Source organism: Pseudoxanthomonas sp. LjRoot206 (genome assembly GCF_056175725.1).
In genome coordinates this window covers 439,641-460,646 of record NZ_JBGFFI010000003.1, presented here as the reverse complement: position 1 = coordinate 460,646, position 21,006 = coordinate 439,641, and the positions used below count along the sequence as shown (strand labels likewise).

Here is a 21,006-nt window from a genome sequence, read left to right as displayed (position 1 = left end):
CGCCGGCTCAGATCCGCTCCGGCGCGTTCCAGTCCTTGATCAGGTCGCCGAACTCGATCTCGGCGAAATCCTGGTACTCGCCGGCGTCGAAGAAGCGGCCGTAGCAGCCCTTGCAGCTTTCGAACCAGATATGCGGCTGCAGCGGGTCGACCATGCGGATCAACGGACGGTCGCCGATGCAGGCGGGGCAGGTGATCCGGTCGATCTTGTTGTACTGCTCGCCGACGGCCGGGTCGCCCGTGTCGATCTCGTCCGCGCGGTCCTTGAGCGTCTCGTGGTCCACCATCTCGAACCAAAGCCCCTTGCACTGGGTGCAGCGATGGACGTGGGCCTGGGGGATGGCGATCAGTTCCATCGCGCTGTGGCACTTGGGACACTGCATGGGGCGTCGGCTCGGATGATCGGGTCGCGGGATTCTACCCCGGACCCCGGTCCGCGACAGCGCGCACGGGGTCAGACCCGCAAGGGTTCGATCTCGACCTTCGGCAGCAGGCGCTTGGTGAAGTAGCCGTCCTTGTAGTAGCGGACCTTGCGGCAGAGGATGGGGTGGGCCAGGCCCTCGTACAGCACGATCTCCTTCTCCGGCCCCATCGCCTTCAGTTCCTGCGGCAGCATCAGCGCGCGCTTCTCGAGCAGCTCGTTGTCGGACACATTGCTCCCGCGCCCGTGCGAGCGCGTGCGTGCGCGACGCTTGATGGTCGTGTAGCCGAGCATCTCCGAATAGTCGTTGGCGTCCTGCTGCTCGCGCGGGGCGTAGATGATCTGCAGCGCATGGTTGGTGATGATGGTGCGCGACAGTTCCTTGCCGTAGACCGCATCCAGCTGCGCCATCGACTGGATGATCGGCAGCAGGCGAAGGTTGTAGCCGGCCATGTAGGCGACGGCTTTGGCGATGATGTCGACGCGGCCGATCGCGGTGAACTCGTCCATCAGCAGCAGGCACTGGTGCTTGAGCGTGGGGTCGTTCTGCGGCAACACTTTGGTGTTGACGTTGATCAGCTGGCTGAAGAACAGGTTCACGATCAGCCGGCTCTCCGCCAGCTTGTTCGGCTGGATACCGACATAGATGGTCATGCGGCGACGACGCACGTCGTCGAGTCGGAAGTCGTCGGCGCTGGTGGCGGCGTCCAGTACCGGGTTCAGCCACGGATTCAGCGGTTCTCGGAACGAGCCGATGATCGAGGCGAAGGTCACGTCCGCCTGCGACAGCAGGCCCGCGAATGCCGTGCGCGCCTGTCCGCTGAGGAACGGCGCCTCCACCAGCTTCTGCAGGTAGGGCTTGAGTTCGCCGCCATCGCCCGACGCCAGGCGCAGCACCGCCCCCAGCGTGGGCGCCTCCGCCGTGCGGTCGTGGTCGCGCCGTTCGAACAGGTACAGCGTGAACGCGAGGAAGGCGTTGCGTGCCTGGCTGACCCAGAACTTGTCCTTGTCGTCTCCGTCCGGATACAGCATGGCCGCGATGCTCTGCAGGTCGGACACGCGGAAAGCGGGATCCGGCGATACGTAGGTCATCGGATTCCAGCGATGACTGCGGCGGTCTTCGGCGAACGGATTGAACAGGTAGACCTCATGGCCGATCGATTGCCGCCAGCCGGAGGTCAGGTCGAAGTTCTCCTGCTTGATGTCCAGCACCACCGCCGACTCGCGGTAGTCGAGCAGATTGGGGATCACCACGCCCACGCCCTTGCCCGAACGGGTAGGGGCCGCGAGGATCACGAACTGCTGCCCCGACAGGCGCAGCAGTTTCCCGTTCATCTGGCCGACCACGATGCCGTTGTCCTTGCTCGACAGGAAACCCTTGTTCGCCAGGTCGATCATGCCGGCGAAGCGCGCGCGGCCATGCAGGTTCCGGTAGCTGCGCAGCTTGTAGACCATCACCGACAGCGCGGCCCAGACGAGCAGCATCAGTCCGCCACCGACGGCGCCGGCCGCTTTTATTCGCCACGCGTACGGCTGCACGCGGCGATGGTCGAGATGCTTGAGGTAGTCGATGTAGGTGCCGAAGCCGACCTGGCCGCCATCGAGGCCGAGGAACAGCAGCGCCAGATAGCCGGAGAGGTAAAGGGCGCCTACCGCCGCGAGGGCGGCGAGCACCAGGATGATCAGAACACGTGTACTGCCCAAGCGACCCCCTGTCGTCGTTCCATGATGAATGCCGTGATGGCGTCAGCGTCGGCCGCCTGCGGCTGCTTCCTGCTTCCCTGATGCATCGATCAGCACGTACTGGTCGTTCTTCTGCCAACGCGGCAGCCCGTCCTGCAGTTTGATGCAGGGCTGCCCGCTGCAGGAGGTGATGGTGACGTGCTGCAGCGCCTCCAGCACTTCCGCGTCCACGTTGGCGCGCTCGGAGCGCTGCACGTTGTGCCACGCCGCATAGCCGCTGCCCGCCACCAGTGCCAGGCAGGCCACCGACAGTACGCCCAGCGATTTCCAGCCGAGGAAGCGCGCGTGCTGCGACAGCTGAGCCTGTTCGCGTTGCAGGTGATCGGCCACGTGGCGAAGTCGCGCCGCCGTCTCGCCGATGCTGTGCGTGGCGGCAGGGATCTCCTGCGCCAGAGCGTCATGCACGGCACTGCGCGCCTGTTCGGTCATTTCGCACTTGCCTTCCTCGATGGTCTTCCTGACCACGATGGCGGATGCCTGGAGTTCCTGTGCGGCGGTCTGTTGTGCCGCCGCCGCCTTGTTGCACTGTTCGGTCAGGTGCGCCGCCAGCAATGCTGCGTTGGCGACGAACTCTTCCATTTTTGACGGTTCCATATTGCTCCCTGTCACGCGAGGCATTGCGCACCCTCGTCGTCAGCATGATGCCAGAGATGTTTTTCTTTCAAGCGAAAGAGGAAAAGAGAAAAAGCAGTAGGAACTTTATGAGGCGCTGTGGAGTTGCTTGTGTATCCATTCGCTTCGGCTGCATTTTCATTCATCGCAGTGAAGGAGGATTTCACATTCGATGTGACGCCGTTCCCTATTTCACATGGTTCTTCACATTCATGATCGAACGTGCAGGTGAAATTTCATCTGATTGCAATGCAAGCTTTGTTTTATGGGCTTTCGCGAGCATCGTTAATGTCGATGAAGATAGTTGTACATATGTTTACGTTTTGAATTTGGTTGACGACACAAAAACGCGTGGCTATGTTCGGCTCGACTGCCGTGATGCAGTACGCGGATTCAACGTGCGACACGCGTTAAAGGTCGCATGGGCGTCAAAGGAGCGTGAGCGCATGGATGCGAATACAGGGGGCAGTGCGCAGGCAGGTGTCCTGTGCAAGGCGACAAGCTCGGGACGACCGTGGATCCCGGCGCGCGCGGGCGCGCATTGCCACCCGGAGACATTCATCAGTGCCGTGGCGCGTCCCGTTGGGGACGCGCATCGGATGTCTGTTGCCGACGATTGCAGAAAGGTGGATTCGTGATCCGGAACGTCGTTCTTCGCAAGATGATGGTGTTGGGTGTCGTGATGGTGCCGATGGTGGTCGCGGGATGCGCCACACCGAAGGCGGCTGATATCAACGGGCGCTGGAAGCCGATCAACCGCTTCGCGGACGCGCCGCAGGCCATTCCGCTGCAGCAGGCCTACATCTACCAGGCGTCGCCCGCGGACGGCACGCTCAGGACGATGCTGGTGCGCTGGGCCAAGGACGCCAAGCTCACGCTCATGTACCTGCATCCGAACGACTACACGCTGCACGCGCCGGTCGCGCAGATCCGCACCAGCAGCCTCGAGGATGCCGCCACGTCGCTGTCGGCCGCGTATGCGGACCAGGGTGTGCAGGTCGTCATCGAGCGGCCGCGGATCATCGTCAGCCAGGCCGCGCCGCCCTCGGCGGATGTCGCGCCTGCCGCGGCGCTGGGCGACTGAGGCGACGGTCCGCGCATGTTCAAGAAAAAGACGTCTTCCCCCGACATCGATCGCGCCGTGGCGCAGGGCGTCAGCTTCGAGCTGACCCTGGCGGAGCGCGCGCGCAAGAGCGAGCGGCGCGCTTGGCTCGTCGCATGGTCGGCCATCGTGATGTCGCTGATCCTGGCGGGCGGGTATTTCCTGTTCCTGCCACTGAAGGAGAAAGTGCCCTACCTCGTCATGGCCGATCCCTACACCGGCACCGCCAGCGTGGCGCGGCTGTCGGGCAACTTCCAGGATCGCGACATCACCACCGAGGAAGCGATCAACAAGAGCAACGTCGCGCAATTCGTGCTGGCGCGCGAATCCTACGACTCGGGCCTGATCGGCCAGCGGAACTGGCGCACGACCTTGTCGATGGCGGGGCCGGCCGTGTCGCCGGCCTATATCGCGCTGCACTCGGAAAGCAACCCGGAGCGGCCGTTCCGCCTGTACGGCGGCGCCAGCTCGGTGCGTACCCGCATCCTCAGCATCGTGCTGATCGGCGGAGGCCCGGGGACGCGCCCGACGGGTGCCACCGTGCGCTTCCAGCGCAGCCTTTACGACAAGGCGCGTGGCCGATTGCAGCCGCTGGACAGCCGCATCGCGACACTGGAGTTCACCTACAACCCCGATCTTCGCCTGAGCGAAGAGGACCGCCTGCTGAATCCATTGGGCTTCCGCGTCACCAACTACCGGGTCGACGACGACTTCGCTGCCGCGACCGTGCCCGAGCGCGAGTTCCCCGTGCCGCCCGCCGCAGCTCCCGCTGCCACGCAGCCAGCGCCGGCCGATGCCGCCGCCCCCAACGAAAACGATGTACCGACCGTACCGCAACCCGCGGAACAGTCGGAGCCCGAGACCCGACCTGGAGTGCCCCAACGATGAGGTTGAAGGACGCCCTGCTGCGTGTGGCCGCGATCGGCCTGCTGCTCATCACGCTGCCCGCGATGGCCCAGGTGATCGAGGAGTACGCGTATGCGCCCGATAAGGTGTATTCCGTGCGCACTGGTCTTGGCATCACCACGCAGATCGAACTGTCGCCGCACGAGGAGATCCTCGACTTCAGTACCGGCTTCAGCGGTGGCTGGGACATCAGCCGTCGCGGCAACGTGTTCTACCTGAAGCCGAAGAACGTCGACGTCGATACCAACCTGCTGGTGCGTACCGCGGCGCATTCCTACATTTTCGAGCTCAAGGTCGTGGCGACTGACTGGCGTGTGCTCGACCAGGCCCGAGCCGCCGGCGTGCAGTACCGCATCAAGTTCGCCTATCCCGGCGACACCAGCTTCGCCGGCACCAACACCCGGCCGCAGGACGTGGCGTCTGAACTCAGCACCGACGTCGAGCCCGGGCGCGCCTACCACTTCAACTACGAGTACGCCCAGCGCAAGCGCGGCCCGACCTGGCTGGTGCCGACGACGGTCTACGACGACCGCCGCTTCACCTACATCCGGATGGGGGACCGCACGCGCTTCCCCAGCGGCAATTTCCCGGTGGTGTTCGCACGCGACAGCGAGGAGGGCGACGAGTTCGTCGTCAACTCGACCGTGGAGGACGACACCATCGTCGTGCATGGCACGTATCCCTACTTGGTCATCCGCCACGGCGACAACGTGGTAGGCCTGCGCAGGAGCCCGGAGCAATGAACCAGACGCCGAACGATCATCCGGACATGGGCCCCGAGCGCGTGGCGCCGCAGAGTCCGTACCAGACCGCGCGCCCGGTGGCGGAGCCCGACCTGGACGCGAACGCGCCCTACCTGCGCTCCGCGGACGTGCAGCGGCTCAACCGCAAGGCGCTGCTGTTCCTGGCGGGCATCATCGTGCTGATGCTGCTGGTGGTGTTCTGGATCTTCAGTGGTGGCCTGTCGTCGAAGGACGACCGTGAAAAGATGCCCGCCAAGGGTGAGCAGGTGGTGATTCCCGCGGCGCCGCGCGATCTGCCGGAGCTTCCGCCCGAGGCGGCGCCGGTGCCGCTCGAGCCGGACCTGCCGCCGTTGCCGGTGGTCGATCAGGGCGGTCCATCGACCGCGTCCATGATGGCCATGCCGTCCGGCCTCCCTGGCCGACAAGAACCGACGTTGCGCGAGCGCCGCATGCTCGACATGGCCAGCACGTTCGGCGAAGGCGGCGTGGAGGGTGCAGCGCCGCAGGATCAGGGGATGGCCGACTACGCCGCCATGTTGGCCGGACAGCAAGGGCAGGGCCCGGCGACGCCGCGCGAAGCACCGGACGGCATGACCAGCGCCAAGCCGCTCTACAACCCCAACACCCTGCTGCTGCGCGGCACCTACATCCGCTGCGTGCTCGAATCGCGCGTGATCACCGACGTGCCGGGCTACACGTCCTGCGTGGTGACCGAGCCGGTGTATTCCGTCAACGGCAAGCGCCTGCTGCTGCCGCGTGGCTCGAAGGTGATGGGCAGCTACAATTCCGAGGCCATCATCGGCGAGCGCGCCGCCATCGTGTGGGACCGCATTACCACGCCCACCGGCATGGACGTCAACATGCGCAGCCCGGGCACCGACATGCTGGGCGCGGCTGGCAATCCGGGCCACTACTCCGCGCACTGGGCGCAGCGCATCTCGTCCGCGCTGCTGATCAGCATGCTGAGCGATGCGTTCAAGTACGCAGGCGCCAAGCACGGGCCGCAGGAGACCTCAATCGTCAACGGCGCCATCGTCCAGAACCCGTACGAGAGCAACACCGCCAGGACCATGGAGCGCCTTGCCAACATGGCGCTGGACCGCAACATGGCGCGCCCGCCCACGGTGACGATCAACCAGGGCACCATCGTCAACGTCTACGTGGCGCGCGACGTCGATTTCTCCGCGGTGATGCGCTGACCGGCCCGCCGTCATGGACACGCAGAACGAGCCCCTTGCCCGCGTCTCCAACGAGTTCCTGGACTACCAGTACCAGGTGCTCGGGATCGGCGAGCACATGCATTCCTCGGATGTGACCGAGATCTGCATCAATCGCCCGGGCGAGCTCTACCTGGAAACCGCCCGCGAGGGCTGGCTGAAGGCCGACGTGCCGACGTTGACCTTCGAGCGCGCGCGCCAGTTCTGCACCTCCGTCGTCAACGAAAGCAACACCGGCCAGCGCATCACCGACATCGATCCGATGGTGTCGCTGACGTTCCCCACCGGCCAGCGTGCCCAGTTCGTGATCCCGCCCGCCTGCGATGCCGGCAAGGTGTCGATCACCATCCGCCTGCCAGCGAAGTTCAGCAAGTCGCTGGAGCAGTACGAGCAGGACGGCTTCTTCGACGAGATCCTCGAGCAGCAGCAGGTGCTCGGCGACCACGACCAGGAACTGCTGGCGCTGCGCCGCAGCCGCAACTACGCCGAGTTCTTCCGCAAGGCCGTGCACTACCACAAGAACATCGTGGTGGCAGGCGCGACCGGCAGCGGAAAGACCACCTTCATGAAGTCGCTGGTCAACCACATCCCCGACCAGGAACGTCTGGTGACGATCGAGGATGCGCGCGAGCTGTTCATCCGCCAGCCCAACGTCGTGCACCTCCTGTATTCGAAGGGTGGGCAGAGCGCCAGCAACATCACCGCCAAGAACTGCATGGAAGCCTGCCTGCGCATGAAGCCGGACCGCATCATCCTGGCCGAGCTGCGCGGCGACGAATCGTTCTACTTCATCCGCAACTGCGCATCCGGCCATCCGGGCTCGATCACCAGCTGCCATGCAGGCAGCACCGCGCAGACCTGGGACCAGCTCGCGCTGATGGTGAAGGCCTCGGCCGAGGGTGCCGGCCTGGAATTCGAGGTCATCAAGCGCCTGCTGAAGATGACCATCGACATCGTCGTACACATCAAGGCGCACGCCGGGCGCCGCTACATCACCGGTATCGATTTCGATCCCGCCCGCGCGTTGGCGTCCTGAGGAGAGGCAAGCACATGAAGCTCATGAATGCAGCGCAGGACAGCCAGCCGTCGCCCGTCACCGGGAGGGCTTGCTGATGTTGCCCGGCATGGAGCTGATGGGCTGCACCGGACTGGCGGTCCCGCCGACGGTGATGGAGCACGTCGTCAAGGTCGAGTCCTCGTTCAACCCCTACGCGATCGGCGTGGTGGGAGGACGGCTGGCACGGCAGCCACGCAATCTTCCGGAAGCGCTGTCGACCGCGCGCATGCTGGAGGATCGGGGCTACAACTTCTCGCTGGGGCTGGCACAGGTCAACCGCTACAACCTGGCGAAGCAGGGGCTGGATAGCTACGAGAAAGCCTTCGATGTCTGTCCCAACCTGCAGGCGGGGTCGCGCATCCTCGCCGAGTGCTACTCGCGGTCGGGCAGCAACTGGGGCAAGGCCTTCAGCTGCTACTACTCGGGGAACTTCACCACCGGCTACCGGCACGGCTACGTGCAGAAGGTGTTCGCATCGTGGCAACGGCAGGTGGGCAAGGACACCGCTGCCGCCATCCCGGTCATCGACCGCCGGAAGGCGGCAAGCCCGCAGCGCACCGTGCCGCGGGCGACCGCTGCCACGGGCACGACGTCGTCGCGCGTGGCGCGCCGCATCCAGGAGGCGAGCAGCGACCGGGCGTCCACGCAGCGTCCCACCGCAGCCGTCGCCAGTATGGCCAGGCCGGCAGCTGGCCCGCCTGTCGCAGCATCGGCGCCGCTGACGCCTGCCGCGGCGGCACCGGTTCCGTCGGCCATCGCACAGGCATCGGCCGACGCGCCCGTCCTCGTGCAGGCCTACCACCAGAACACCACCGCGACGCCGCAGGCGCCGCAGGTCGTGCAGGCATCCGGGAGGGATGACGCTTTCGTCTTCTAGCAGAACCCGCCAGGGATGGCTCATCGGCACGCGAAAGTGCCACCCACCGTTGCAACCACCATTTGGGGTCTACCATGAAAAACTCGAACGAAATGCATGCAAAACTGGCCTTCAATGCGGCCGTCGTCGCGCTCGTCGGCAGCATGGCGCTGGTGTTTCCCGACATCGCGATGGCGCAGGACGTCACCGGCGCGACCACGCGCGTCAACAGCTTCTTCAGCAATATCAATTCCCTGCTGAACATCGCATCCATCGCCATCGTGACGATCGCGGTGATCTTCGCCGGCTACCAGATCGCCTTCAACCATAAGCGTATCGGCGATGTCGCGCCCGTGCTGATCGGCGGCTTCCTGATCGGTGCCGCGGCGCAGATCGCGAACATGCTGTTGCCCGACGACGTCACGTCGACCTCGATGGTCGTTGGCGAACTGCTGAAGCAGTATGCATAAGAACGTGCTGTTCAGGGGCTGTACGCGCCCGCCCATGTTCATGGGGGTTCCCTATGTGCCGTTCGCGGTCGGTGCGGGCGCGTGCCTCCTGCTCACGTTCTACTTCAATATGTTCTTCCTGGCCTTGTTGCCGGTGGTCATCTTCATCATGCGGCAGATGGCGCGCCGCGACGAGATGATCTTCCGACTGCTCGGCCTGCGTTGGCAGTTCCGGACCAAGGTCCGGAACCTGCGCCACCACGAAGGCATGTGGGTGTTCACGCCCAACAACTACCGCAAGCGTTTCGACGAATCGATTCCGGACTGATCCCATGCTCGCGCCCGACCTGTCCATCGCCGAGTTCATTCCCCTGTCCGCCCACGTGTCGCCGTACGTGGTCAAGACGACGGGCGGCGATTTCCTGCTGACCTGGCGGCTGGACGGGCTCCCGTTCGTGGGGCGCGAGGAGTGGGAGCTGGAGCACCGCCACAACACGTTCAACCGCATGCTGCAGACCCTGCGCGCGCCCGACTTCGTCAATGTCGCGTTCTGGGTCCACGATCTGCGGCGTCGTGGCCGCATCCGTTCGGGCGCGCGCTTCGACCAGCCCTTCAACCAGGAGCTGTCGGACGGTTATTTCGATGCGTTGTCGGCGCAGAAGATCATGCAGAACGAGCTGTACCTCACGATGATCTACCGGCCCATCGTGATGGGAAAGAAGTTCGTCGAGAAGTCCGCCAACGTGCCGCGCCTGCAGGCGGAGCAGGACCAGGCCGTGGCCAAGCTGATGGAACTGGCGGGCAACGTCGAGGCGGTGCTGAAGGACTACGCCCCTGCGCGGCTCGGCATGTACGAGTCCGAATCGGGCGGCGTGTTCTCCGAAACGCTGGAATTCTTCGGCTTCCTCCTCAACCGCATCTCCGAGCCGGTGCCGGTGTTGCGAGCGCCGCTCTACGATTATCTGGCCGTGAGCCGGCACATGTTCTCGTCGAAAACCGGCGACTTCGTCGTCAGCACGCCGGACGGGCAGAATCATTTCGGCGCCATCCTCAACATCAAGGAATACACGGACGGCACCTGGCCGGGCATCCTCAACGGACTGAAGTATCTGGACTTCGAGTACGTCATCACCCACTCGTTCAGTCCGATGGGACGCCAGGATGCGCTGAAGGTGCTGGACCGCACCAAGGGCATGATGATCTCGTCCGGCGACAAGGCGGTCAGCCAGATCGTCGAGATGGACAGCGCCATGGACCAGGTCGCGTCCGGCAACTTCGTGCTGGGCGAGTACCACTTCATCATGACCCTGTACGCCGAGGACCAGAGTCGCCTTTCGCAGAACCTCGCGGTCGCGCGGGCGGAACTGTCCAATGCCGGCTTCGTCTCCGCCAAGGAAGACCTGGCGGTCTGCTCCTCCTTCTACTCCCAGCTGCCGGGCAACTGGCGCTACCGCACGCGCCTGGCCAACGTCAGTTCACTGAATTTCCTCGGCCTGTCGCCGCTGCACAATTTCGCGACCGGAAAGCGCGACAATAACCCCTGGGGCGACTGCGTCACCGTGCTGCAGACGACCAACGGGCAGCCGTACTACTTCAATTTCCACGCGACCCACCCGGCCGAGAACTCGCTGGGCGAGAAGGCCATCGCCAACACCATGGTCATCGGCAAGTCCGGTACCGGCAAGACGGCGCTGATCAACTTCCTGCTCAGCCAGGTGCAGAAGTTCGACCCGGTCCCGACCATCTTCTTCTTCGACAAGGACCGTGGCGCGGAGATCTTCGTGCGCGCCTGCGGCGGCAACTACCTGGCGCTGAAGAACGGGCAGCCCACCGGTTTCAACCCGTTCCAGTGCGAGCGCACGGACGCCAACGTGCAGTTCCTCGCCGGCCTGATCAAGGTGCTGGCGGCCAAGACGCACTACACGGCACGCGAGGACGAAGACATATTCCGGGCCGTCGAAGCCATGCTCGACATGCCGCTGCACCTGCGGTCGATGACCAACTTCCAGAAGAGCCTGCCCAACATGGGCGACGACGGTCTGTATGCGCGGTTGCGCAAGTGGACGGCGGGCAATGCGCTGGGCTGGGTGTTCGACAACCCGGTGGATACTATCGACCTCAGCCGGGCGAGCATTATCGGCTTCGACTACACCGACGTCATCGAAAACGCCGAGATCCGCGTGCCGGTGATCAACTACCTGCTGCACCGGCTGGAGGAGCTGATCGACGGCCGGCCGCTGATCTACGTGATGGACGAGTTCTGGAAGATCCTCGACGGCGGCGGCGCGCTGAAGGATTTCGCCAAGAACAAGCAGAAGACGATCCGAAAGCAGAATGGCTTGGGCATCTTCGCCACGCAGAGCCCGGAGGACGCGCTGGCCAGCGACATCTCGGCGGCGCTGATCGAGCAGACAGCCACGCTGATCCTGCTGCCGAACCCGAATGCCGCGCGCGAGGACTACATCGACGGACTCAAGCTGACCGATGCGGAGTTCGAGGTGATCAAGAGCCTCGATGAACGCTCGCGCTGTTTCCTGGTCAAGCAGGGGCACGCATCGACCGTGTGCCAGCTCAACCTGCGTGGCATGGACGACGCGCTGGCGGTGATCTCCGCCAGTACGGACAACATCGAGATCATGCACAGGATCGTCGACGACGAGGCGCAGTACCTCGGCATCGACAAGGCCGACCTGCTGCCCGAGCAGTGGCTGCCGCGCTTCCAGCAGGAACGGAAGGGTTCGCGCAGCCGTCGGGAACCTCCCGCGTCATCGTCTCCGCGGGAAGACCGCTCCACCGGCCCGCGTTCCACGCGGCCCACCTACTCCAGCATCCAGCGCTGAACGGATAGCAGAGGATCCTCGCCATGAACGTACTGACATCGCATCTCACGACCCGCCATATCGCCATCGCCCTGTTCGTCATGGGGTTGGGTACCACCGCCAGCGCCCACGCGCAATGGCGAGTGGTGGACAACGCGGCCAATACCAAGCTGCAGGACATGAATGGCCGCATCGGCACGACCAGCGCCAGCGGCAACGGCAATGGCACGGTGAACGGCAACCTGCGGGAGCTCTACCAGCAGCAGGTATTCGAGTCCTACAACAGCGACAACGAGAACAGCAAGGCCGCGCCCGAGCCGGAGGAGAAGCTGCAGCACGCGCAGCCCACCCAGAGCGGCGCCAACGTGAATGCCGACAGCCGGTGTCCGCAGCCCAGTGGCGCAGGCGCTGCGCAGCAGCAGTGGCAGCTGTGCAGGGAGATCGTCAATACCGAACTGGCGAAGTACAACTACTCGCTGAAGATGTACGAAGTGACGACCCAGCGACAGCGCTACCTCGACGAGCTCAAGCGGCAGCGTGCCAACATCCGCAGCCACGAGGTCGGCAAGCTCCAGGACAACACCAATCGCATCCTGCTGCTGATGTCACAGATGGAAATCGATCGCCAGCAGCAGCAGACCTACATCGACGCCTACGTGGCCCGTATTGCCTACCTTCAGGAAGCCAGCAAGACGATGGCCCAGCAGGCACTGGAAGGCACGAGGAGTTCGACGGGTGGCTTGGGTGGCGGCTTGGGCAGCATCGTTGGCGGTCTGGCGGGTGCGGGCGCGCTGAAGCTGGCGCTCGATGCGGCCCAATCGCGGCGACGCAACTGAGCGTTGACGGAATCGGCGTGATGCAAGGGGGGCGTCATCGGGACGCGAAGGAACGGACATGATGGGTTCGGTGTCACTGGATAATGGTCTTGGCGTCTTCTTGCGTGGCATTGGCGCGCAACTCGAGGCCGTCGAGCGCTGGGCGTTCTTCCGGCTGGTGTTCGACTGGGTCGACGAGGAGATCAACATCTTCCGCGACAACCTGCTCGGCGAGATGGCAGAGTGGGTAGGGGGCATCGCCTTCGTGCTGCTGACGCTGTGGGTGCTGCTGCAGGGCTACCGCATCGTCACCGGACAGTCGCGCCAGTTCATGATGGAACTGGTGGTGAAGTCGCTGAAGTGGGTGCTGATCATCACCGTGGCCACCACGTTCGCGATGGGCAGCAGCAACATCCACCAGTTGCTGACCGATGACATGCCGCGCACCATCAACCAGCTGGTGACGGGCGACGACGAAGGTCCGGAAGACTCGATCGACGACAACCTGCAGCAGATGGAACTGGCGATGGTCGCCATCGACGCGCTCTATACCAGCTTCGACGAGACGGTCCAGGACGCGAAGACGCGTTCCATGTGGTTCACCGGCGTAGGCGTTGCCGGGCCGTCGCTGATCGGTGGCGCCATCCTGCTGATGTACAAGATGGCACTGGCCTTGTTCGTTGGCCTGGGGCCGTTCTTCATCCTGTGCCTCGGGTTCGAGCAGACCAAGAGCATGTTCCAGAAATGGGTCTGGTACGGCATCGGCACCATGTTCTCCCTGGCCGTGCTCAGCTTCACGGTCTCGATGATCTCCAAGCTGCTCGGTGCGGTGGCGGTTTCGTTCGTCGCCCAGTACATCGCCGCAACCGCCGCGGGCGGGACGCCGCAGGGCGTGAGCAGCATGGCGTTGCAGCAGGGTGGCCTGGGTGTGCTCATGACGCTCTTCCTGGTGACCGTCCCGCCGATGGCGGCCGCGTTCTTCCAGGGCACGTTGGGTCACTTCAGTGCCTATACGCAGTTCGGCGTGGCCGGCGCCAATAGTGGCGGCAACCGTGCCGCCACGGATGGCAGCGGTCGACCGGTGGTGGTGCCGCAGGCACCCGAAGCAAACGTTGCCACACAGACAGTCCAGGCTAGCCGAGCGACACGACCGATGGTGACGTGACGCTGGGTAAGCCAAACGAGATGAACAGTATGATCGTGCCCCGAGTTCTGCTGACACTGATAGTCGCGGCTGCCACTGGCTCCGCGATCGCGCAGCCCTGCCCACAGGGCATCCCGCAGGGTGCGCCCGGCTGCGTACCGCCCAACCACCCGAATCTCCCTTCGAACGCGAATCAATCGAGTCAGCCTGTGCGTGCCTCCTGGCGCAAGACGTGGGGTGCACTGGCTGCGGATCCCGATTCGACGTGGATCGGCTCTTCGACGGGGCATTTCAGTCGTCGTGCGGCTGCAAAGGAGGCTGTCGACAAATGCAAGGCGAAGGGCGGTCGATCCTGTGAGGTCATGCTGGCGTACGAGAATCAGTGCGCGGTCATCGCCGTACCCGCAGGCGACGAGGGTCCCATGCAAGTGGTTTACCAGAGCGGCCCCACGATCGAGCGTGCTGGTCAGATCGCGTTTCCCCAGTGCGCTGCGCAGAACGGAGGTCGCCGGTGCGAGCTGATGTACTCGAACTGCACCGCACCCGTCCTCGTCAAGTAGTAAAAACGCAGAAAAATGGTTAGTGCACTGTCGGTAATGGATTGGCGATATCGTCAAAAGGACATTGAATGAATAACGGAAGGATCCTGTTTGTTTGCGTGCTGTCATTGGCGGGATGTGCGTCGATTCCCGCGAACATGGCAGCCAACAAGTGGATTGGAAGGTCGATGAGCGAAGCGGTCTCATCCTTTGGAGAACCTCGCGAGGTAAGGCAGGAGAGCGGAAGACAGGCAAGCGTCTGGCGCTTCGAGCGTTACGTGGACGAGGTCGTCCCGACGGGGAATGTCCTCGGCAGGGATGCTGGCGGGCGTCCAACTCTGTACGCAACGCAAGGGATGAGGCGAGTGAAGTTTGCCTGCGATCTGACGCTGGTGAGCGAGGGTGGCAAGGTGGTGGATGCCCGCCCGAGACCCGTGGCGGGAGTGGGTCCCGCGATGGCGGGCGGGTGTGACGGGCACGGGATATGAGATTCCCGGCCGCCCTGCATAGACGAGGAGGTAGTGATGGATGAGCGATCGACGGGACGAAGTTGGCCGACGAAGACGGCCGCGACACTCCTTCTCCTTTCCCAGACAGCCTGCAGTGGTGCCATGAACAGCCAGACCAGTCCGCAATTCACCGAAAACCCCTCGCCGCGCCAGGCGTACCGGCTGACGCTTCGCATCGAAGGCGCGCCCGGGCCGTTGGAGATCGTGTCGAGCGCAGCGCAGTACGATGTCGTCAACCAGGAATGCTTGCCGCCGCCCAAGGAGAATCCCGGCGGACATACGTCGCCGGTGCCGACGCACGACATTCCATTCCGCCTCGAGCGTGTATCCGACAGCGAGTACGCCGGCGTCTTCTACACCGACGGCATGATCGATGCCGAATACCACGGGCGCGGCGTGTGCCGGTGGGAGCTGATCCAGGCGCAGGTGCAGCTGCGCGCGCCGGGAGACCAGGGCGACACCCACTTCATTGCCAAGCTCAATGGCGACGAACTGCCGCAGGGGACGCCGAAGGCGTTCCATTACTGGAAGGCGCGCTACCCGAAGGAAGCGGGAGCGGAGGGCTATCGGGACTTCGGCCAGCCGGACTTGCAGAAGGTGCCGGCAGAGCAGCGTGACGACTTCTTCGGCATCGTGCTGACCGCCAGGGAGGCCTGACGGTGGGACTCACTCCGCAGCAGTACGCTCATCTGGCGGATCACAGCTATGACCGGGGCGGCCAGATGCTCGACTTGGTCAACAAGGACGTGGTGATCGGTGACGATCGCTATCGCGTGATCGATTACGTCGACAATCCACGGACCGGCTACCAGGGCACCATCTACCAGCACGAGGGCAGCGGCGCCGTGGTCGTGGCCCACCGCGGCACCGAGTTCGGTCGCGAGGCGTTCCGGGACGGTGTGATCGCCGACGCCGGCATGGTGTTCACGCGCACCAACAGCCAGGCGGCCGATGCGGTGGAGCTGACCCGTCGCGCGGTCGAGTACGCGGAACGGCAGGGGCGCGAGCCGGGCATGACCGCGCCCGAGGTCACGGTCACCGGGCATTCGCTGGGTGGAACGCTCGCGCAGGTGTCGGCGCACCATTTCGATCTGCGCGGAGAGACGTTCAACGCTTACGGTGCCGCCAGCCTGGACCGGCGCATTCCGGAGGGCGGGGATCGCGTCACCAACCATGTGATGGCGGTCGACGCCGTCAGCTCCGCCAGCCCGCATTACGGGCAGGTGCGCACCTATGCCACGCCGAGGGAGATCGAGACGCTGCGCCGGACGGGGTACCACGACAACATCGTGCGCGACCTGCTGCAGCGGGACATGCCGTTGACCGCGTCCGTGATGTCCGGTGGCTCGCACAGCATGCACAACTTTCTTCCGGTGGATGGCGACGGCCGGCCGGATCGGTCCGCGCTTGACGACCCGAACGCACGGCGGCTTGCGGAGGAACACCGCCGGATCATCGCCGACTACCGTGACGATGTCGGTGACCTGCGCCGTGGTGTCACCGTGACCGCACGCGGGCCCTTCGGCCTGGTGCTGGACGGCATCGACCGCATCCGCGGGCCGCTGCCGGCAGGCGAGCCGGCGGCGCGCGACGAACGCCAGCGAGACCGCACGTCGCAGGTCGATACACCGTCGCGCATCGAGGGCGGGGGTGAAGCGTCACGCGGCGCACTGCGGGCGAATCCGGAAGTCGAGCGCATGCTGGCGGCGGCGCGCGATCGCGACCCCGCCGCATTGCAGGTCGCGCAGCACGATCTGCAGGCGTCGCCCACGGGCCAGGCGTGGCGTGAGCGGATCGAGGCCCATCAGCGGGAACTGTCCGGGCAGGAGCGCACGCCGAACATCGCGCAGGTCGAGCAGCGGACGCCCACCCAGATGGATGTCGCCCGTTGATCGCAGGGCAACCTTGCAACGCACGAGTGTCCATGTACTACGAGGAACGTAGCCATGAAACGAAGCATCAAGTTCGTCATTCCGTTGAGCCTGCTGGTGCTGTTCGATCTCAGCGCGCAGTCCACCAGTGGCTACTACCAGCGCCTGCATTACCGCATGGACGATCCGTTCGTCTTCTGCACGCAGGGGCAGGACATCAAGCGGAATCCCATGCCGTGCTGGAAGCCGATGCCGCCCTTCACCGGTGCCTACATGATGATGCCTTACTGTCGGCCGCCCAATCCTTACGGCAAGGACTGGACGCAGGACGACACGAATTCGCTCCGCCAGTACCTGAGCGTCTGTCCGCAGGCCATCACGTCAGGACGCTGGGAAGGCGCGGGGCGTCCGGAATACAGCCCCATCAGCCACTGACGGCCGCGCGAAGATGTCCGGCGCGTGCACCACGCCATCCCATGGAATTGCCGACACGAGGTTGCAGCACATGAAACAGCTTTCCTCCCTGCTCCTGGTTTCGATGGCGATGCTCGCCGGCGGCTGCGATGCGCAGGCGCCGCGGGTCGCGGACGCAACGGCCCAGGATGCAGCCCCCCAGAAGAAGGATCAGGACATGTCAGAGCTGAAGCCGCCCTCCGCGGACAGCGTGTTGTACTTCATCTACCAGCGCGACGGCGATGGCGCGGTCACTTACAAGATCGATGGCGGTGCCACAGTCAGCTACTGGTACGGCCATGAGTTCGATCTCGGCGGCAAGCACTACTTCGCTGGTTTCGGCAGCAAGAGCCAGGGCGAGGGTCCGGAGGGTGACGACGGGATGATGGACCCGGAGCATGTCGCCATTTCGCAGGCGACGTTCACGCGCGTCGAGAAAGATGGCAAGCCGGAATGGTCGAAGCCCGACACCGACGGCTATGTCGGAGAGTTCGGCAGAATGGGGCGGCCGATACAGATTGATGATTCGCGAAAGGCGCAGTCGTTCACGACCGGTGATGGCCGTTATCTCTTGGCCGTACCGACGCTGGATTTCGTGAACGGCACGGACGTACGCATGTTTGCGTTGCTTCTCTTCGACCCTGACAACGTGGATGCGCTGGGCTTCAGGCAATGGGGATATCTCGGCAGCATCCCCGTCAGCTATGACAACAGCGAAGCGTGCGATGGTGGAGAGGTGATGCCTTGTGCCGCGAGCAGTGGGACGCTGTCCTTCGAGCAGACGGGGGAGGGTCTACCCGAGCTCAAGATCCTCTCGAAGGGAACCACGATTGCCTCTCCCGGCAAGGTTCGCGACATGACGGAAGCAGACACGGTGGTCCATACCTTCGATCAGGCGAGGCAAAGCTACGAGAAGTAAACCGAATCACAGTTGACCGACTTGTATCAGGCCCATGGAGGGGCCCGGTTGACGTCCAGCGACCCCGAGTCGCGTACTTCAGCAAAGGAGCCAACGATGGCCAGTCAGTACACGCGTGAACAGATTCTCGACATCATCGAAAGACAAGCGCAGGAAAGCGGTATTCCGCGCGACGATTTCCTGCGGTTCGCCTACATCGAGACAGGCGGGCGCTTCAACCCGAATGCAAGCAATCCCAGTGGCGCGAAGGGACTCTTCCAGTTTGTGCCGGGCACCGCTGAAGACTACGGAATATCGGGGCGGGAATTCGATCCGGTCGTGAACACCCGCGCAGCGGCGGCGTTGTATTCGGACAATCTGGGCGATATCACACGCCGTCAAGCCCGGAGTGGACACGATTTCCTCTCCGGGAACGAGACGCCGAGCGGGCTGGACTTGTACTTGGCCCACCAGCAGGGCGCCGCCGGTTATGCGTCCATCCAGAATGCGATTGAGGCGGGCGAGTTCACGCGCACCAACACGCGCAGGAACATCCTCAACAACATCAGCGAGCTTGATGTCGAACGCCTCACAGGCCGTGCTTACGCAGACCTGCGCGGTCTCGATGATCGCGAGCTGGCGAATACGTTCTCGAAGTACTGGAACACGAAGTACGCCGCCATCAGCATCCCCGATCGGGGCATCCAGGCCAGCCAGTCCGACGCGCCCGCCCGCGAGCGCGCATCACCGCTGGCAGATGGCGTGCTGCAGAGTGGCGAACGGGGCGAAGAGGTGCGCGCCCTGCAGACGTCGCTGAACCAGCTAGGGTTCCGTGATGGCCAGGGTGCGGAACTGGAAACGCGTTCGGGTATCTATGGCGGCAAGACGCAGGAAGCGCTGCGTGCTTTTCAGGCGGCCAACCAGCTCGAGGCGACCGGAACGGCCGATGCGCGTACGCGCGACGCCATCGCGCAACAGCTCGCGTTGCCCGAGCAGGAGCGCAACCGTGCGCAAGCCGTGGAAGCGCAACGCGAAGGCGGACTGGCTTGGCCGACGCCAGGCAACCGCGACATCAACGAAGCCGACAAGCCGCGTGAGGGGCGGGGCGAATTCGGTACGCCGCGCAGTGGTGGCCGCCGCCATGGCGGCATCGACATCCAGGGCGATGTCGGCGATCCCGTGGTGGCCGTCGCCGGCGGAACGGTCGTGGTGCGCCCGAACAACGGCGCGGCAGGCAATACCGTGCACGTCCGGCACGACGACGGCACGTTGACCAAGTACTTCCACCTGGACGAGTTCAGCGTGCGCAACGGCCAGCGGGTGGAAGCCGGGCAGCAGATCGGCACGATGGGCAGGACCGGCAACACCCCGGCGCAGGGCGACACCCACCTGCATTTCGAGATGTGGCGCGATGGCCGCCAGGTCGATCCGCTGCCCCACCTGCGTGGCGCAGAGCGCGATGCCGCGGTACCCGCACGTGCGGCCACGCCCGAGGTGCTGCGCGATGGCTCATCGGGTGCCTCCGTGCGCGAGCTGCAGCAGCAACTCAACCAGCTGGGCTACCGCGGCGCCGATGGCCAGCCGCTGGAGACCACGTCGGGCAAGTTCGGTCCGCAGACAGAACACGCGCTGCGTGCGTTCCAGGAGGATCGTGGCCTGAAGGTGGATGGCGAGTACGGCAACCGCTCACGCGAGGCGATGGCAACCGCCACACGCGAAACGACCCCTGCGGAGACCACGCCGCAGAGCAACACGCGGACCGAGGACGCACAGCGCTCGTTCGTGGATCGCATGTTCGCCGCCATGCACGGCGGCGACGATCGCGCCATGCGGCAGGCGCTGGACGATTACCTCAAGACGCCCGGCGGCCAGGGCTGGCAACAGCAGAAGGAACAGGCCGTGGTGGACCAGCAGGTCGCGCAGCAACGCGACCCGGCGAGCCAGTCTCGCTGACGAAGCGTCGTGGAATGCCGCGGGTCGGCCCCGGTGCCGGCCCGCGTTTCACGCGCGCGCGCGGCGGCTTCAGGTGAGCCAGGCACGTCCGATCTGGTACAGGCTGATGCACAGCACCAGCAGGCCGACCACCTTCAGCACGATCCGCTCCGGAAGGTGCCGCACGAACCACGCCGCGAACGGCGCGGCGATGGCGCCGCCGACTAGCAGGCCGAGCACGATCTCCAGATGGTCCAGGCCGATGGTCAGGATGAAGGTGATCGACACCACCAGCGTCACCACGAATTCTGAGGCGCTGACGGTGCCGATGGTCGTGCGCGCCTGCCCGCCGCGGGCGAGCAGGGTGGACGTGGCCAGGGGACCCCAGCCACCGCCGCCGGTGGCATCGAGCAGGCCGGCGAAGAATCCGAGCACGGGCACACGCTTGACCTGTTCGCGCGGCACCCAGCGGCCGAAGGAGCGCACCAGGATCAGCACCGCCAGCGCCAGCAGATAGAGGTAGACGAACGGCCGGATGGCATCGCCGGGCAACTTCGTCAGCACGTAGGCGCCGATCGCGCCACCGACGGAGCCGGCGATCGTCAGGCGCCAGAACAGGCGCTTGTCGATGTTGCGGAAGTAAGCATGCGAGGCGCCGGAGACACCGGTGGTGACCACTTCGGCCGCATGCACGCTGGCGCTCACCGCAGCAGGTGGCAGGCCCATGCTGAGCAGGATCGACGAGCAGATCAGCCCGAACGCCATGCCGAGCGCGCCGTCCACCAATTGCGCGCCAAGACCGATAAGGACAAACCAGACGAACTCGCTGCCGAATTCCATCCCGAGGTTTCCAGCCGGCGTGGGGCGCCGTGGCTATCAGGAAGCAGGATACAGGGTGGACTTCTTCATGCTTCGCCGAGC

22 protein-coding genes are annotated in these 21,006 nt (G+C 64.6%); 18 read left to right on the top strand and 4 right to left on the bottom strand.

The window, feature by feature from the left end:
• Positions 1–7: 7 nt before the first annotated feature.
• The 3 genes from AC04MD_RS11400 to AC04MD_RS11390 form a co-directional block, all read right to left on the bottom strand.
• Positions 8–382, bottom strand: a complete 375-nt coding sequence (locus tag AC04MD_RS11400) for a zf-TFIIB domain-containing protein (RefSeq protein ID WP_475497380.1) — start codon at positions 380–382, stop codon at positions 8–10.
• 71 nt (positions 383–453) lie between these two features.
• On the bottom strand, positions 454–2,124 hold the full coding sequence (locus AC04MD_RS11395; protein ID WP_475497379.1) for a type IV secretory system conjugative DNA transfer family protein: 1,671 nt from the start codon (positions 2,122–2,124) through the stop codon (positions 454–456).
• Between the two features lie 42 nt (positions 2,125–2,166).
• Positions 2,167–2,742, bottom strand: a complete 576-nt coding sequence (locus tag AC04MD_RS11390) for a hypothetical protein (RefSeq protein WP_475497378.1) — start codon at positions 2,740–2,742, stop codon at positions 2,167–2,169.
• A gap of 38 nt (positions 2,743–2,780) precedes the next feature.
• Here AC04MD_RS11390 and AC04MD_RS11385 point away from each other — a divergent pair, with 38 nt between their 5' ends.
• From AC04MD_RS11385 to AC04MD_RS11300, 18 genes are all read left to right on the top strand, one after another.
• Positions 2,781–3,413 (top strand): hypothetical protein, encoded by a 633-nt coding sequence (locus AC04MD_RS11385; RefSeq protein WP_475497377.1) that lies wholly within the window; start codon positions 2,781–2,783, stop codon positions 3,411–3,413.
• Positions 3,410–3,859, top strand: a complete 450-nt coding sequence (locus AC04MD_RS11380; protein ID WP_475497376.1) for a hypothetical protein — start codon at positions 3,410–3,412, stop codon at positions 3,857–3,859. The genes AC04MD_RS11385 and AC04MD_RS11380 overlap by 4 nt, the downstream gene beginning before the upstream one ends.
• 15 nt (positions 3,860–3,874) lie before the next feature.
• The gene (locus tag AC04MD_RS11375) at positions 3,875–4,765 is read left to right on the top strand and encodes a VirB8 family type IV secretion system protein (RefSeq protein ID WP_475497375.1); all 891 of its coding nucleotides are present in this window, start codon (positions 3,875–3,877) and stop codon (positions 4,763–4,765) included.
• The gene (locus AC04MD_RS11370; protein WP_475497374.1) at positions 4,762–5,526 is read left to right on the top strand and encodes a TrbG/VirB9 family P-type conjugative transfer protein; all 765 of its coding nucleotides are present in this window, start codon (positions 4,762–4,764) and stop codon (positions 5,524–5,526) included. The genes AC04MD_RS11375 and AC04MD_RS11370 overlap by 4 nt, the downstream gene beginning before the upstream one ends.
• Positions 5,523–6,725 (top strand): TrbI/VirB10 family protein, encoded by a 1,203-nt coding sequence (locus AC04MD_RS11365; RefSeq protein WP_475497373.1) that lies wholly within the window; start codon positions 5,523–5,525, stop codon positions 6,723–6,725. Before AC04MD_RS11370 ends, AC04MD_RS11365 begins: the two co-directional genes overlap by 4 nt.
• A 13-nt stretch (positions 6,726–6,738) precedes the next feature.
• Positions 6,739–7,779: a P-type DNA transfer ATPase VirB11 gene (gene virB11 / locus AC04MD_RS11360; protein ID WP_475497372.1), complete on the top strand. Its 1,041-nt coding sequence runs from the start codon at positions 6,739–6,741 to the stop codon at positions 7,777–7,779.
• Between the two features lie 88 nt (positions 7,780–7,867).
• Entirely contained in the window at positions 7,868–8,677 is an 810-nt protein-coding gene (locus AC04MD_RS11355; RefSeq protein WP_475497692.1) for a lytic transglycosylase domain-containing protein, read from the top strand.
• A 74-nt stretch (positions 8,678–8,751) separates the two neighbouring features.
• A complete protein-coding gene (locus AC04MD_RS11350) occupies positions 8,752–9,126 on the top strand; it encodes a TrbC/VirB2 family protein (protein WP_475497371.1) in 375 nt (124 codons plus the stop codon).
• Positions 9,119–9,433, top strand: coding sequence for a VirB3 family type IV secretion system protein (locus tag AC04MD_RS11345; RefSeq protein WP_475497370.1), 315 nt, complete (start codon positions 9,119–9,121; stop codon positions 9,431–9,433). Before AC04MD_RS11350 ends, AC04MD_RS11345 begins: the two co-directional genes overlap by 8 nt.
• 4 nt (positions 9,434–9,437) lie before the next feature.
• The gene (locus AC04MD_RS11340; RefSeq protein ID WP_475497369.1) at positions 9,438–11,945 is read left to right on the top strand and encodes a VirB4 family type IV secretion/conjugal transfer ATPase; all 2,508 of its coding nucleotides are present in this window, start codon (positions 9,438–9,440) and stop codon (positions 11,943–11,945) included.
• 23 nt (positions 11,946–11,968) lie between these two features.
• Complete coding sequence (locus AC04MD_RS11335) at positions 11,969–12,760, top strand: hypothetical protein (RefSeq protein ID WP_475497368.1); 792 nt, start codon at positions 11,969–11,971, stop codon at positions 12,758–12,760.
• Positions 12,761–12,818: 58 nt separating this feature from the next.
• Entirely contained in the window at positions 12,819–13,904 is a 1,086-nt protein-coding gene (locus AC04MD_RS11330) for a TrbL/VirB6 family protein (RefSeq protein WP_475497367.1), read from the top strand.
• A gap of 20 nt (positions 13,905–13,924) precedes the next feature.
• Positions 13,925–14,443 carry a DUF4189 domain-containing protein gene (locus tag AC04MD_RS11325; RefSeq protein WP_475497691.1) on the top strand — a complete coding sequence of 173 codons (519 nt, stop codon included), beginning with the start codon at positions 13,925–13,927 and terminating at the stop codon, positions 14,441–14,443.
• Positions 14,444–15,033: 590 nt separating this feature from the next.
• Positions 15,034–15,588 (top strand): hypothetical protein, encoded by a 555-nt coding sequence (locus AC04MD_RS11320; protein WP_475497366.1) that lies wholly within the window; start codon positions 15,034–15,036, stop codon positions 15,586–15,588.
• A gap of 2 nt (positions 15,589–15,590) precedes the next feature.
• A complete protein-coding gene (locus AC04MD_RS11315; RefSeq protein ID WP_475497365.1) occupies positions 15,591–16,823 on the top strand; it encodes a Tle-like phospholipase domain-containing protein in 1,233 nt (410 codons plus the stop codon).
• Positions 16,824–16,877: 54 nt separating this feature from the next.
• A complete protein-coding gene (locus AC04MD_RS11310) occupies positions 16,878–17,237 on the top strand; it encodes a hypothetical protein (RefSeq protein WP_475497364.1) in 360 nt (119 codons plus the stop codon).
• Between the two features lie 70 nt (positions 17,238–17,307).
• The gene (locus tag AC04MD_RS11305; RefSeq protein ID WP_475497363.1) at positions 17,308–18,174 is read left to right on the top strand and encodes a hypothetical protein; all 867 of its coding nucleotides are present in this window, start codon (positions 17,308–17,310) and stop codon (positions 18,172–18,174) included.
• 96 nt (positions 18,175–18,270) lie between these two features.
• Entirely contained in the window at positions 18,271–20,106 is a 1,836-nt protein-coding gene (locus tag AC04MD_RS11300; RefSeq protein ID WP_475497362.1) for a peptidoglycan-binding protein, read from the top strand.
• Between the two features lie 69 nt (positions 20,107–20,175).
• On the opposite strand, the gene AC04MD_RS11295 is transcribed toward AC04MD_RS11300, so the two are convergent.
• Positions 20,176–20,925, bottom strand: a complete 750-nt coding sequence (locus AC04MD_RS11295; RefSeq protein WP_475497361.1) for a sulfite exporter TauE/SafE family protein — start codon at positions 20,923–20,925, stop codon at positions 20,176–20,178.
• Between the last annotated feature and the right edge of the window lie 81 nt (positions 20,926–21,006).